The sequence below is a fragment of the Aeromonas taiwanensis genome, from assembly GCF_000820165.1.
In the GTDB taxonomy this organism is placed as follows: Bacteria; Pseudomonadota; Gammaproteobacteria; order Enterobacterales; family Aeromonadaceae; genus Aeromonas; species Aeromonas taiwanensis.
The window spans coordinates 34,819-49,178 of the sequence record NZ_CDDD01000032.1; the positions used below are offsets into that span (position 1 = coordinate 34,819).

General features: G+C 59.9%; 7 protein-coding genes. 6 read left to right on the top strand and 1 reads right to left on the bottom strand.

Going from position 1 to position 14,360, the window contains the following annotated elements; translation table 11 throughout:
* Positions 1–10: 10 nt before the first annotated feature.
* Positions 11–4,468, bottom strand: a complete 4,458-nt coding sequence (gene gltB / locus BN1136_RS05725) for a glutamate synthase large subunit (RefSeq protein ID WP_043759693.1) — start codon at positions 4,466–4,468, stop codon at positions 11–13.
* 612 nt (positions 4,469–5,080) lie between these two features.
* Between gltB and BN1136_RS05730 the strand changes: the two genes are divergently transcribed.
* The 6 genes from BN1136_RS05730 to BN1136_RS05755 all read left to right on the top strand — a co-directional run bounded on the left by BN1136_RS05730 (position 5,081) and on the right by BN1136_RS05755 (position 14,099).
* Positions 5,081–6,010: a tRNA modification radical SAM protein MnmL/YtqA gene (locus tag BN1136_RS05730; RefSeq protein ID WP_043759695.1), complete on the top strand. Its 930-nt coding sequence runs from the start codon at positions 5,081–5,083 to the stop codon at positions 6,008–6,010.
* Positions 6,011–6,383: 373 nt separating this feature from the next.
* The gene (locus BN1136_RS05735; RefSeq protein ID WP_043759697.1) at positions 6,384–8,528 is read left to right on the top strand and encodes a type I secretion system permease/ATPase; all 2,145 of its coding nucleotides are present in this window, start codon (positions 6,384–6,386) and stop codon (positions 8,526–8,528) included.
* Complete coding sequence (locus BN1136_RS05740; protein WP_043759699.1) at positions 8,521–9,936, top strand: HlyD family type I secretion periplasmic adaptor subunit; 1,416 nt, start codon at positions 8,521–8,523, stop codon at positions 9,934–9,936. The genes BN1136_RS05735 and BN1136_RS05740 overlap by 8 nt, the downstream gene beginning before the upstream one ends.
* 35 nt (positions 9,937–9,971) lie before the next feature.
* The gene (locus tag BN1136_RS05745; protein WP_043759700.1) at positions 9,972–11,303 is read left to right on the top strand and encodes a TolC family outer membrane protein; all 1,332 of its coding nucleotides are present in this window, start codon (positions 9,972–9,974) and stop codon (positions 11,301–11,303) included.
* Positions 11,304–11,447: 144 nt separating this feature from the next.
* A complete protein-coding gene (locus tag BN1136_RS05750; RefSeq protein ID WP_043759703.1) occupies positions 11,448–12,170 on the top strand; it encodes a transglutaminase-like cysteine peptidase in 723 nt (240 codons plus the stop codon).
* 3 nt (positions 12,171–12,173) lie between these two features.
* Positions 12,174–14,099: an EAL domain-containing protein gene (locus BN1136_RS05755; RefSeq protein ID WP_043759702.1), complete on the top strand. Its 1,926-nt coding sequence runs from the start codon at positions 12,174–12,176 to the stop codon at positions 14,097–14,099.
* Positions 14,100–14,360 lie beyond the last annotated feature (261 nt).

Here is a 14,360-nt window from a genome sequence, read left to right on the forward strand (position 1 = left end):
GGTTCCCTCCTTATTGCGCCTGGATTCTGAGTTCTGCACTGGAACGGCTGGTGTGGCCCAAGAGGGACTTGACGTCGCTGGACTTGGGTTTGATCAGCCTGAACTTGGGCACATAGGAGTCGAAGTTGGCCAGGATCTCCTCGGCGCGCGAGCTGCCGGTTTCGTTGAGGTGCGCCGTGATGATGCCGCGCAGGTGCTCCTGGTGGATGGCGAGATCCGCCACCTCCAGCAGCTCGACCAGCTCGGGGTTGGTGCGCTTGGCGAAGCTGCCGCACTCGTCGAGCACGTAGGCAAAGCCGCCTGTCATGCCCGCCGCGAAGTTGACGCCGGTCTCGCCGAGCACGGTGACGATGCCGCCTGTCATGTATTCACAGCCGTTGTCGCCGATCCCCTCGACCACAGCGAGGGCCCCTGAGTTGCGCACCGCGAAGCGCTCGCCGGCGGTGCCGGCCGCATAGAGCTTGCCGCCGGTGGCGCCGTAGAGGCAGGTGTTGCCGATGATGGCCGCCTCGTGGGACTTGAACGCCACGCCGACGTGGGGCTTGATCACCAGCTTGCCGCCGGTCATCCCCTTGCCCACGTAGTCGTTGGCATCCCCGGTGAGGATCATCTCAAGACCGCCCGCGTTCCAGACGCCGAAGCTCTGGCCTGCGGTGCCGTTGAAGTGAACCCGAACCGGATCAGCCGCCATGCCCTGGTTGCCATGGCGTTTCACTATCTCGCCGGAGAGGCGCGCACCCACGGAGCGGTCGGTGTTGCGGATGTCGTAGCGGAACTCGCCGCCACTCATGTTCTCGACGGCCTCCAGCAGGTCTTCCACCATCTTGAGGTTGAGCGGCCCCTTGTCGAAGGTGGGGTTGTGCTGCTGGCTGAACAGGCTGGAGCCTTCCGGTGCCACCGGGCGGGCCAGCACGCCGGACAAGTCCAGCTTGGCCTGACGGGCGGTGAGGCCGGGCAGGGCTGCCAGCAGGTCGGTACGGCCAATCAGGTCAGTCAGCTGGGTGACACCGAGTTCGGCCATCAACTCGCGGGTCTCCTCGGCGATGAACTTGAAGTAGTTCATCACCATCTCCGGCAGGCCGGTGAAGTGCTCGCGACGCAGCTTCTCATCCTGGGTGGCGACGCCGGTGGCGCAGTTGTTCAGGTGGCAGATACGCAGGTATTTGCAGCCCAGCGCCACCATGGGGCCGGTGCCGAAGCCGAAGCTCTCGGCGCCGAGGATGGCCGCCTTGATGATGTCCAGACCCGTCTTGAGACCGCCGTCCACCTGCAGGCGCACCTTGTGGCGCAGGCCGTTGGCGACCAGGGCCTGCTGGGTTTCGGCCAGGCCCAGCTCCCAGGGGGAGCCGGCGTATTTGACCGAGGTGAGGGGGCTTGCACCGGTGCCGCCGTCGTAGCCGGAGACGGTGATGAAGTCCGCGTAGGCCTTGGCCACGCCGCAGGCGATGGTGCCGACGCCGGGCTCGGAGACCAGCTTGACCGACACCAGGCAGTTCGGGTTGATCTGCTTGATGTCGAAGATGAGCTGGGCCAGATCCTCGATGGAGTAGATGTCGTGATGCGGCGGCGGCGAGATCAGGGTTACGCCGGGCACGGAGTAACGCAGCTTGGCGATCTGGGCCGTCACCTTGTCACCGGGCAGCTGGCCACCTTCGCCGGGCTTGGCGCCCTGGGCGACCTTGATCTGCACCACGTCAGCGTTCATCAGGTAGTGGGGGGTAACGCCGAAGCGACCCGATGCCACCTGCTTGATGCGGGAGTTCTTCTCGGTGCCGAAGCGCTTGGGATCTTCGCCACCTTCGCCGGAGTTGCTCTGACCGCCGAGGCGGTTCATGGCGATGGCCAGGGCCTCGTGGGCTTCCGGGCCCAGGGCGCCGATGGACATGGCGGCGGAGTCGAAGCGGGGGAACAGCCTGGCCGCAGGCTCGACCTGATCCAGCGCCACCGGTGTGGTCTCTTTCTTGAGCACCAGCAGATCCCGCAGGGTGGCGACCGGGCGCTCGTTCACCAGGCGAGCGTACTCCTTGTAGTCGGCATAGTTGCCGGAGCGCACCGCCACTTGCAGGGTCTGCACCACGTCCGGGTTGTAGGTGTGGTATTCGCCGCCGTGGACGAACTTGAGCAGCCCGCCCTGGGCCAGCGGCTTGCGACCGAGCCAGGCCAGGCGAGCCAGGTTCACCTGATCCTGCTGGATGTCGACAAAATCGGCACCCTGGATGCGGCTCGATACGCCGCGGAAGCAGAGCTCGACCACGGCGCTGGACAGACCCACCGCCTCGAACAGCTGGGAGCAGCGGTAGCTCGCCACCGTGCTGATGCCCATCTTGGACATCACCTTGTAGAGGCCCTTGTTGATGCCGTTGCGGTAGTTGAGCATGGCCTGGCGCAGGCTCATCTTGAGCACGCCTTCTTCTACCTGCTTGGCGAGGGTCTCGTAGGCGAGATAGGGGTAGATGGCGGTGGCGCCGAAGCCCAGCAGGACGGCGAAGTGGTGCGGGTCGCGCACGCTCGCGGTCTCCACCAGGATGTTGGCGTCACAGCGCAGGTTGTTGTCCACCAGGGTGCGCTGCACCGCCCCCACCGCCATGGCGGCCGGGATGGGCAGGGTATCCGGGCTGATGTCACGATCCGACAGCACCAGCAGCACGGTGCCGCTGCGGGCCGCGGCCTTGGCCTCTTCGCACAGGCGCTCCAGAGCCGCCTGCAACCCCTCTTCGGGCTGGTAGTTGAGGCTCAGCACCGCATGGCGATAGTGCTCCCCTTCCAGGGCCAGCAACTGGTGGAAGTCGGAGTAGAGCAGGATCGGTGACTGGAACAGCACCCGGTGGGCGTGGCCGAAGGTCTCGTTGAACACGTTCTGCTCGCGGCCGATACAGGTGGCCAGGGACATGACGTGGTTTTCACGCAGGGGATCGATGGGCGGGTTGGTCACCTGGGCGAACATCTGGCGGAAGTAGTCGTACAGGGTGCGCTGGCTGGAGGAGAGCACCGCCATGGGGGTGTCATCCCCCATGGAGCCCACCGCCTCCTGGCCGTTCTCGCCGAGCACGCGGATCACCTGATCCAGCTCCTCGTAGGAGTAGCCGAACAGCTTCTGATAGGTCTTGAGGCGGTCGTCCGGGAACTCGCGGGCACCGGTGCTGGCGTCATCCATCTGCTCGAACGGCACCAGTCGCTTGCAGTGCTTGTCCATCCACTGCTTGTAGGTGTGACGGCTCTTGAGGTCGTCGTCGATCTCGAAGCTGGTCCAGATCTTGCCGTTGCTGGTGTCGACCACGAACAGCTCGCCCGGGCCGACGCGGCCCTTCTCCAGCACTTCGTCCGGGGTGTAGTCCCAGGTGCCGACCTCGGAGGCGAGGGTGATGAACTTGTCCTTGGTGATGACGTAGCGGGCGGGACGCAGGCCGTTGCGGTCGAGCGCGCAGGTGGCGTAGCGACCGTCGGTCATGACGATGCCGGCCGGGCCGTCCCAGGGCTCCATGTGCATGGAGTTGAAGTCGTAGAAGGCGCGCAGGTCGTCATCCATGTTCGGGTGCTTCTGCCACGCAGGCGGGATCAGGAGGCGCATGGCACGGAACAGATCCATGCCGCCAGCCAGGAAGAGATCCAGCATGTTGTCGAGACTGGAGGAATCCGATCCCGTGGTGTTGACGAAGGGGGCGGCTTCCTGCAGATCCGGGATGAGCGGGGTCGCGAACTTGTAGCTGCGCGCCTTGGCCCACTGGCGGTTGCCGGCGATGGTGTTGATCTCGCCGTTGTGGGCGAGGTAGCGGAACGGTTGTGCCAGCGGCCAGCGCGGGCTGGTGTTGGTGGAGAAGCGCTGGTGGAAGACGCAGATGGCCGCCTGCATGCGGATGTCGGCGAGATCCAGATAGAAGCGCGGCAGGTCCACCGGCATACACAACCCTTTATAGACGGTGACCAGGTTGGAGAGGCTGACCACATAGAAGTAGTCGTCGCTGATGCGCTTTTCGATACGGCGGCGAACTATGTAGAGGCGGCGCTCGAGATCCTTGTCGACCCAGCCCGGGGGGGCGTTGACAAAGACCTGTTCAATGCTGGGCAGAGAAGCCTTGGCGATGGTGCCGAGTACATTGGTATCGATGGGCACCTTGCGCCAACCGACCAGACTCAGGGTTTCCTTTTCCAGCTCCTCGTCGATGATGTCGCGCGTGGCCTGGGCCAGGATGGGATCGGGGTTCAGGAACAGCATGCCGACCGCATAGTTGCGGCCAAGGTGCCATCCCTTCTCTTCGGCGACCGCTCTAAAGAAGCTGTCGGGTTTTTGCAGCAACAGGCCGCAGCCGTCGCCGGTCTTGCCGTCGGCGGAGATACCGCCACGGTGCTGCATGCGAGCCAAGGCTGACATCGCGAGACGGACAAGCTTGTGGCTGGCTTCCCCTTCCATGTGGGCCAACAGGCCGAAGCCACAGTTATCCCTCTCCAGCTTTGGATCATATAGTGACATTGCATTTCTCCCTTGCTCGGCCTTCCATCGCACTGTCATCAACAGATTGCATAAATTGCGATTGGCTCTTGTGGTTCCGTCCGCCTGAGGTGGCGAATCTCCAAACTAATGGGATTTTTCGGCAAGGTCAATTGGACATCCCGCCTGTTTGCAATGTTACATCGCCATAACAAAATGTGGGTTTCAGAGACTCGATTAGGATTTTTATGTATTTAATGCTGCGTATCAGTTGTTGTTTGGTCATATTGACTGTTATTGGTGGCTTTGATGGTTGAGTGCTTCGCTGCGGAGAACTGTAGTAATTTTACAAATCCATGCGGCCTGGGTCCGACAGGGATCACATTTCAGGATCCTGCACCTTGCATTTGCCCAGATGCGGTCTAATCAGGATTTTTTCATTTTGAACAGATGCTTATAGGTTGGTTGCACTTTCTTTTTCCGTTCGGTGTGGCGCTTCGCTAGTTTCCAAAAGTAGCCATAAATGCCTTCTATTGGGTATTTATCCTGTCTGATTTGAATATTTATATGGTTTTGGGGGAGGGTTGCCCTTGATCCAGCGCAGCCTGTCAGGCGACCCGTCCCGGTAAAATGGCGTCTCATTTCGGAGGTGTCATGCAGTTACACGAACTCATCAATACGTTTGGCCAGGATCTCAAGCAGCGTCACGGCCAGAAGATCCACAAACTCTCCATTCATGGCGCCTTCACCTGCCCCAACCGGGACGGTACCCTGGGGCGCGGCGGCTGCACCTTCTGCAATGTCTCCTCCTTCGCCGACGAGTCGGCCCAGCAACTCTCCGTGGTGCAGCAACTGCTGGCGCGCCGGGACGAGGTGACCCGTGCCAGGCGCTACCTCGCCTATTTTCAGGCCTACACCAGCACCTATGCCGAGGTGGAATACCTGCAACGCATGTATGAGGAGGCGCTGTCGGTCAGCGACATGGTGGGGCTATGCGTGGGGACTCGCCCCGACTGCGTGCCGGACGCGGTGCTCGACCTCCTGGCCGGCTATCAGGCCCGGGGCTACGAGGTGTGGCTGGAGCTCGGGCTGCAGAGCGCGAGCGACAAGACCCTTGCCCGCATCAATCGGGGCCATGGCTACGCCGCCTACGCCGATGCGGTACGGCGAGCCCATCTGCGTGGCATCAAGGTGTGTGCGCACCTTATCGTCGGCTTGCCAGGTGAAGTGCCCATGGACAGTCTGGAGACCCTGCACCGCGTCGTGGAAACCGGGGTGGAGGGGATCAAGCTGCATCCGCTCCACGTGGTGCAGGGTAGCACCCTTGGCAAGGCGTGGCAGGCGGGCAGGCTGGAGGTGCTGACCCAGGAGCAGTATGTGGAGGCGGCGGTCGCCATGATCCAGCACACGCCCCCCGAGGTGGTCTATCACCGCGTGTCGGCCTCGGCGCGCCGACCGACCCTGCTGGCCCCCGCCTGGTGCGAGAACCGCTGGACCGCCATGGCGGCTATCGCCGCCGAGCTGGCTCGTTCCGGCCCCCAGGGGCAGCGACTGGGGCGCCCCTTCACCCTCTCAGATGCATGAACATCAGCTCTAATTTCATTAAAAAAACAGAGGGTTATTAGATGATTTTCAGTCTTTGCAGTATAGTTTCGGGCAGGTCGCCTTGATAAGATGGTCGGCTTAAAAAGATATGGTTATCAATAACTCTTTGCCCTTGATGTGCCGTGCGAGCCTGTTTCGCACGCAGTGGCAGGTTCTTTGACGACACCGCGAGCCCTGCCCCCTTCCCGGCATGAAAACAGGTGAGTCTGGCTATGGCATGCCATCTCAATGCCCGATGCGCTGACGGGGGTGCCGGTGTATGGCGGGGCCTGCCCTGTGTGCATGGAACGCCGCACGGTGCCGGGAGAGGATGCCAGTGACCACCTTCTGAATCATGTTTTGATGGGATGCTATGCAAGCTGAAACCAGCCATATAGATGAGCTATTGGAGTGCCTGGTCTTTTTGACCCGTTTTTATGGGGTGCCCAATAGCCAGGATGCTCTCACCACGGGCTTGCCACTGGTCTCGGGCCGTCTGAGTACGGCCCTCTTCAGCCGCGCCGCCGAGCGTGGTGGTCTCTCCGCCCGGGAGGTGATCCAGCCCCTCGAACAGATCTCCCCCCTGCTGTTGCCCTGTGTGCTGCAGACGCGCAATGGCGGGGCCTGCATCCTGCTGGAATGGAATGAAGACCGCAGCCAGGCCAAGGTCATCTTCCCCCAGGCAGGGGATGCGGCCCAATGGGTCAGCACTGCCCAGCTTGGTGACGAATACAGTGGCCGGTTGTTTTACGTCAAGCGGCAGTTCAAGTTCGATGAGCGTTCTCCCAAGGTGCTGGAGACCCGCGACGGTCACTGGTTCTGGAGCACGCTGTTCGAGTCCCGCGGCATCTACCGTGATGTGCTGGTGGCGTCCATTCTCATCAATCTGTTTGCCATCGCCAGCCCCCTGTTCACCATGAACGTGTACGACAAGATAGTGCCGAATCTGGCGTTCGACTCCCTCTGGGTGTTGGCCGTCGGGGCCATGGTGGTCTTTACGTTTGACTTCGTGATGCGCCAGCTGCGCAGCTATTTCATCGACATCGCCGGCAAGAAATCCGACGTGCTGCTGTCGGCCAAGATCTTCGCCAAGGTGATGGGGATGAAGATGGAGTCCCGTCCGGCATCGACAGGTGCCTTTGCCAAGCACCTGCAGGAGTTTGAATCGGTGCGGGAGTTCTTTACTTCGGCCACCGTCTCCACCCTGATCGACCTGCCGTTTGCCATCTTCTTCCTGTTCATCATCTGGCTCTTCGCCGGCGTCATGGTGGTGGTCCCCATCGTCGCCATCCTGATCCTGGTGGCCTACAGCTTCTATATCCAGGCGCCGCTCAAACAGTCCATCGAGGAGGGATCCCGCCTCGCCTCCCAGAAAAACGCCAACCTGATCGAGAGCATCTCGGGCCTAGAGACGGTGAAGATCTTCGGGGCCGAGAGCATGTTCCAGCACCGGTGGGAGCAGGCGGTGTCCCACATTTCGACCTGGGGTGTTCAAACCCGGCGCATCACCAACTCCATGTCGTCGCTCGCGAGCTATATCCAGCAGGTGGTGACTGTGGGGCTGGTCATCGTCGGCGTCTACCAGATCTCGGAGGGGTTGGTGACCATGGGGGGCATGATAGCGGCCGTCATGTTATCGAGCCGTGCCATCGCCCCCATGGTGCAGCTCTCCGTGCTCTCGACCCGCTACAACCAGGCCAAGTCTGCTCTGGAGATCCTGGAGAAAATCATGATGACCCCGGGGGAACAGGAGGAGGGCAGGCAGTACATCCACCACCCCGTGATCCAGGGCCGTATCGAGTTCGAGAATGTCTCCTTCAAGTATCCGGGCATGGAGAGCAGCACCCTGCACAACATCAACCTGCGTATCGAGCCGGGCGAGAAGGTTGCCATCATCGGTCGGATAGGGGCGGGCAAGACTACCCTCGAAAAACTGCTGATGGGGCTCTATCGCCCGACGGATGGCCTGGTGCGCCTGGACGGGTTCGAGCTGGATCAGCTGCCACCGACCGCCATTCGCCGCAACATCGGCTGCGTGCCGCAGGATGTGACCCTCTTCTTTGGCTCGGTACGTGACAACATCATGCTGGGCAATCCCCTGGTGGACGATACCCGGGTGTTGCGCGCCGCCAAACGGGCAGGGGTGACCAACTTCACCAACCGGGATCCCAATGGTCTCGACAGACAGATTGGCGAGGGGGGGCGTCAGCTCTCCGGTGGTCAGCGACAGGCCATCCTGCTGGCCCGTGCCCTGCTCAACGATCCGCCCATCCTGGTGATGGATGAGCCCACTTCCAACATGGACAACCAGTCAGAGATGCACGTCAAGCAGGAGCTGGCACGCCTCGGGCCAGAGACTACCCTGATCCTCATCACCCACAAGACCTCCATGCTGGACGTCGCCTCCCGGGTCATCGTCGTGGAGCAGGGAAAAATCGTGGCGGACGGTCCCAAGGAGGCGGTGCTGCAACAGTTGAAGGAAGGCAAGGTGCGGGTGCAGGAGACGGCTAATGTCTAACAACTGGTTCAAGAAGGCGAGTTCGGACACCGTCTTGCCCGCACCCGAGCACCTGGAGTTCGTGGACGACGGTGCTGCCGCCGTCCTGCTGACGACGCCGACCCGTGCCAGGGTACTGCTCTGGGCCTGCTTCCTGTTTTTCATGAGTGCCATCGTCTGGGCCGCCTGGGCCGAGCTTGACGAAGTCACCGTTGGCCAGGGCAAGGTGATCCCGTCGCGTCAGCTGCAGGTGATCCAGAATCTGGAAGGGGGGATCGTCAAGGAGATCTTCGTCAAGGAAGGGGACATCGTCGAGAAGGGACAGCCTCTGCTGCGCATTGACGACACCCGTTTCAAGTCCGATTTTCGCGAGCGGGAGCAGGAGCTGGTCACCCTCAAGGGGGATATTGCCCGCCTGCGCGCCGAAATCCGCAGCGTGGTGGTCAAGAACGAGCCCAATCTGGGCTGGCGTGAGCAGGTCGTCATCGACAAGCAGGCCATCGACTTCCCCGAGGGGTACGAGAACGTGTTTGCCGAATATGCTGCCCGTGAAAGATCGGTGCAGGAGGCGCGGCTCAACAATCTGAAGAACCAGCTCTATATCCTGGGGCAGCAGATCGAGCAGAAAGAGCAGGAGACGATCGAACTCAACGCCAAGATCAGGACCGTGAGCCGCAGCGTGGATCTCGCACGTCAGGAACTGAACATCAGTCGCCCCCTTGCAAAAGAGGGTATAGTTCCCCAAGTGGAGCTGATAAAGCTGGAGCGGCAGGTGAACGAGATGCAGGGAGAGCTGGAGGCGAATCGTCTGCTGGTGCCCAAGCTCAACTCCGTGCTGCGGGAGACCATCTCCAAGCGCAACGATATCGCCCTGAAATTCAGGGCCGACTCCCAGACCGAGCTCAATGAGCGTCAGGGCAAGTTGAGCCAGCTGTCCGAGGGGCAGGTTGGCCTGCGAGACAGGGTCGATAGAACCAGCGTGATAGCGCCTCTCAAAGGCACCATCAAGAAGCTCAAGATCAATACCCTGGGAGGGGTTGTCCAGCCGGGCATGGACCTGATGGAGATAGTGCCGCTGGAGGACACCCTGCTGGTGGAGGCCAAGGTATCACCCAAGGACATTGCGTTCCTGAGACCCGGATTGGAGGCAGTGGTCAAGATAACCGCTTATGATTTCACTGTTTATGGAGGTTTACATGGAAAGGTTGAACAGATAAGCGCCGACTCTATCCAGGATGAGGAGGGCAACTCCTTCTATCTGGTGCGAGTACGAACCGAGAAGAGTTATCTGGGCGATGAGCTTAACGCACTTCCCATCATCCCCGGTATGTTAGCCAGTGCAGATATCATTACTGGTAAAAAAAGTGTCCTAGACTACTTGCTGAAACCCATCTTGAGGGCTAAGCAGTCGGCACTGAGAGAACGATAAGCCAACAATCAAAAAACAACATGACTGGAGATACCATGAAGAAGACGATTGTTGCCATGCTGGTTAGTGGCACCATACTGTTCCCGGGCCTGAGCCAGGCACAGACGCTGGAACAGTCAGTGGCACAGTCCCTGGCTACCCATCCGAAAATCAAGGAAGCTTTTGATCTCTATCAGGCACGGCTGTACCAGCATGATGGAGCCAAGGGCGGCTACTATCCCACCATCGATCTGCGTGGTGGCGTCGGCTACGAGAAGACCGACAGCCCCACGACCCGTGCAGCAGGCGCCAATTCGCAGACGATCGATGATTCCATGACCCGCAAGGAGGCCGGGATCAGCCTGCGCCAGATGCTGTTTGACGGTTTCGATGTCAGCAACAACGTGGCCCGGACCGACGCCGCAGCCCAGGCACAACGCCTGGCCCTGATCTCCGAGGCGGAGAACACAGCGCTGCGCGTGGCGGAGGTGTACCTCAACATGCTGCGTCAGCAGGAGATCCTGGAGCTCTCCAAGCAGAACCTGGAAACCCACGAGCAGATCCGCAGCGACATCCAGAAACGGACCGACTCCGGTCTCGGGTCGACGGCGGATCAGACCCAGATCGACGGCCGGGTGGCGCGTGCCTATTCCAACCAGGCGGCAGCGGAGAACAACTATCGGGATGCCGAGAGCGAGTTCATCCGTGTCGTGAATGAAGTGCCCAAGGACTTGGTGCAGCCCGTCCCGAACGCCCAGCTGTTGCCCACCACCCTGGAGGATGCGCTGAAGACGGCGACCGAGGTACACCCGACCCTGCTCTCTTCCCTGCAGGATATCGAAGAGGCCAAGTATCAGCATGAAGGTTCCAAGTCCGGGTTCTACCCGAATGTGGCCTTCGAAGTGGATCAGAACTGGAACGAGGATATCGATGCAGTCAAGGGTCGCAACGACGATCTTACCGCCATGGTCCGGATGCGTTACAACCTGTTCCGTGGTGGCTCCGATCTGGCCGAAAGCAAGGCCACCTCTGCGCTCTATTCCCAGGCAAAGGACATTCACCTGAATGCCTTCCGTCAGGTGGAGGAAGGGACTCGTCTGGCCTGGAATGCCAAGGAGTCGCTGGCCAAACAGAAAGTCTTCCTGAAAGAGCACGTGGACGCCAGCTACGACACCGTGCAGGCATACAAGAAGCAGTTTGGCCTGGGACAGCGGACCTTGCTGGACGTCCTGAACACGGAAAACGAACTGTTCGAGGCGCGCCGCAGCTACATCACGGCCGAGTATGACTCCCTGCTGGCGGATTATCGCATCCTCAATGCCACGGGGGGTCTGCTCAATGCCATGAATGTGCAGCAGCCAGCCGAGTGGCAGGCCAACAACAACTGATGGCCATCGCGCTGATGCAATGTCAGGCAAGAGGAATGGCTGCAGCTTGCTGCAGTCATTCTTTTATGTGTCCGGCGTTCACCTGAAGAGTGTGATGACATGCTGCAGGGAAACCGTGTTATATCGGGAGACAAGTTCGAGGGCATGCTGCGTCGACCGTGGTGGCGCATCCGCCCGACGCTCCCCTGGTCTTTCCGCGTGTTGTGGCTGGCTCTGCTCGCCATTCCCCTGTTGCTCAGCGCCAGCCAGCCCTTGTCATCGGAGGATATGAAACTGGTCAAGCGGGCGGAGGAGACCTATGGTCCTCGCGCCGGGAAGCGGGTGACCAGTTGGCGTACCCTGGCGGTTCAAAACAAGGCTGCGGGTCTGACGGACAGGCAGAAGCTTGAAAAGGTAAACCAGTTTTTCAACCAGATGCGCTTTGTCGATGACATCAAGTTGTGGCGCAAGAAGGATTATTGGGCGACACCTCTGGAGTTTCTGGGGGCTGCGGGCGGAGATTGTGAAGACTTCAGCATTTCCAAGTATTTTACGCTGCTGGAGCTTGGCATTCCGGATGAAAAAATGCGAATGGTATATGTCAAGGCATTGGATTATAACCAGTTTCATATGGTTGTTGCCTATTATGAGACGCCAGCATCAGTTCCTCTCATTCTGGACAATCTTGTCGGTTCCATTCGTCCGGCCAGCCAGCGGGCGGATCTGAAACCAATATACAGCTTTAACGGTAGTCACCTGTGGTTGATGAAAGAGCGTGGTCAAGGGGAAATGGCCGGCCAGTCATCGCGCCTGGGACTATGGAATGACTTACGCAATCGCATGACTTCAGGGCGATTGGCTCGGCCTGTGGTGAATTTGGATGGTTAACCTATGACGCTCTACAAACAACTATTGGCAACCATGCTGTTGCTGTTCGGATTGCTGTTTGCCGCCACTTACTGGGTGCAGTTCGATTCGACCCGCAGCTATCTGGCTCAGCAGCAGGAGACCACCGTCATCAATACGTCCACCGCACTGGGTCTGGCACTGACGCCTTATCTGGAGAACGGTGACAAGGTCGGGGCCGAGTCAGTCATGAAGGCCGTCTTTGACGGGGGTTACTACAAGCTGGTCCGCCTCGATTTGCTGGCATCCAAAGATGTCATCGAACTGGAGAACAGCAGCAATATTCAGGGGGTGCCCCAGTGGTTCATCGGGCTGGACCTGTTCCCTGAGGTATCCAATGAATCGATTCTGACCTCGGGTTGGTTGCAACTGGGCAAGTTGAAAGTTGTGGGGCACCCCGGGCAGGCCTACTACAAGCTTTGGCAGGGGATGAGCGAGCTGGCGACCTGGTTCCTGATCGGGTTCCTTGTCACGACACTCCTGTTGATGCGGGCGCTCAACTTCCTGCTCAAGCCACTCAAGCTTATCTGCGATCAGGCGGTCGAGATAGAGCTGCACCATTTCGGTCACGCCATTCCCGAACCCAGAACCCGTGAGTTGAAGCAGGTGGTGCAGGCCATCAACACCCTCTCGAGCAAGCTGGCTGTGCAATTCAAGGAGCAGGCTGACGAAGCGGAGAGCCTGCGTGCCCGTGTCTATGTCGATGCGGTATCCGGACTTGGCAACCGTTCCTACTTCGTCGGGCAGGTCAATGCCTGGATTGCCGAGGCAGGCCAGGGCGGGGTGATGCTGGTGGCCGTCGACATGCTGGACGATCTCTATCGTGACGAGGGTTTTGCCGCGCGAGACAACATGGTCAAATCCATTGCCCAGGTGCTGAAGGAGCTGTTGGACGGCTGGAGCGGGGCGGCCCTTGCCCGGATCTCGGCCACGGAATACGCCTTGCTCTGTCCTACCGATGATCTGTCACAGCTCAAGGATATGGCGGAACTCATCAACAGCCGTATCGCGGACCTGGTGGTGAATCCCATGGGAGAACGCGGAGCGCTCTCCGTGGTCGGGATCGCCGGGCGCGATGGCAACGACGATCTCTCTGCCCTGCTGACCAAGGCGGACAATGCGCTGGGCAAGGCGCGCAACGAACGACGGGGGGCCGTTGTCATGGAGGGCGGGGCCGATCAAGGCCTGATGGGACGCCTGGCCTGGCGTGATCTGGTGCAGGACGCCATTACCAGAAACCTCTGGCGTTTCAAGGCGCAGCCCGCTTGCCGTTTCGATGATGGCGCGCGTCTGCATGCCGAGCTGTTCGCCTCTATTTCACGAGATGGGACCGACTACTTCGCTGGCCAGTTCTTGCCCGCCATCGAGCAATTCAAGATGGGGGCCGAGTTTGACAAGGCGGTGCTGGACGCTTGCCTCCCCTTGTTCAGGCAGCAGCCTGAGCTGGTGCTGGCGATCAATATTACGGCAGGCTCTCTCTGTTCAGATGACTTCCTGTCATGGCTGAAGGAATATCTGACGCAAAATGGCGAGCTCAAGGAGCGGCTGCTGTTCGAGATCCCCGAAGCGGCCATCATGAAGCACAGGGAACATGTGACCCGCCTGGTTGAGGCACTGAGAGAGCTGGGCTTCCAGTGGGGGGTCGATCACTATGGCCGCCACTTCCAGTCCCTGGGTTATCTGGAAGAGCTGGCCCCCGCTTACGTCAAGGTGGATCATGGCTATACCAGTCAGGTGATGGAGCCAGGTGCAGACACCTCCTTCCTGGCGGCCGTATGCCGGGCTGCCCACAACGCTGGGGTGACGACCATCGCGACCCGGGTGGAGGATCAGCAACAGGTTGAGGTACTCTCCAGCCTGCACATCGATGGTTATCAAGGCTTCGTTCACCCGGCCTTCCCACTGCCATAAACAGCACTACACGATAGAAAGGGGTCCATTAAGGGCCCTTTTTTATATCTATTTGAAATATATGCGTCGTTATTGTGCAGTAGATGAACAAAAGCGCGGCTGGTCTGATTGGTATTTCATTGATTTTTAAATGTAAAAAATATTCGTTCGATTTGCTTCATCGCATGAAGCCAAAGAGATTCGATTCCATACATTTTTGCAACGGAATCATGATCCACGGGCATATAGAGTGTAGGCATCAAGATCTGTCACCCTGGAGCA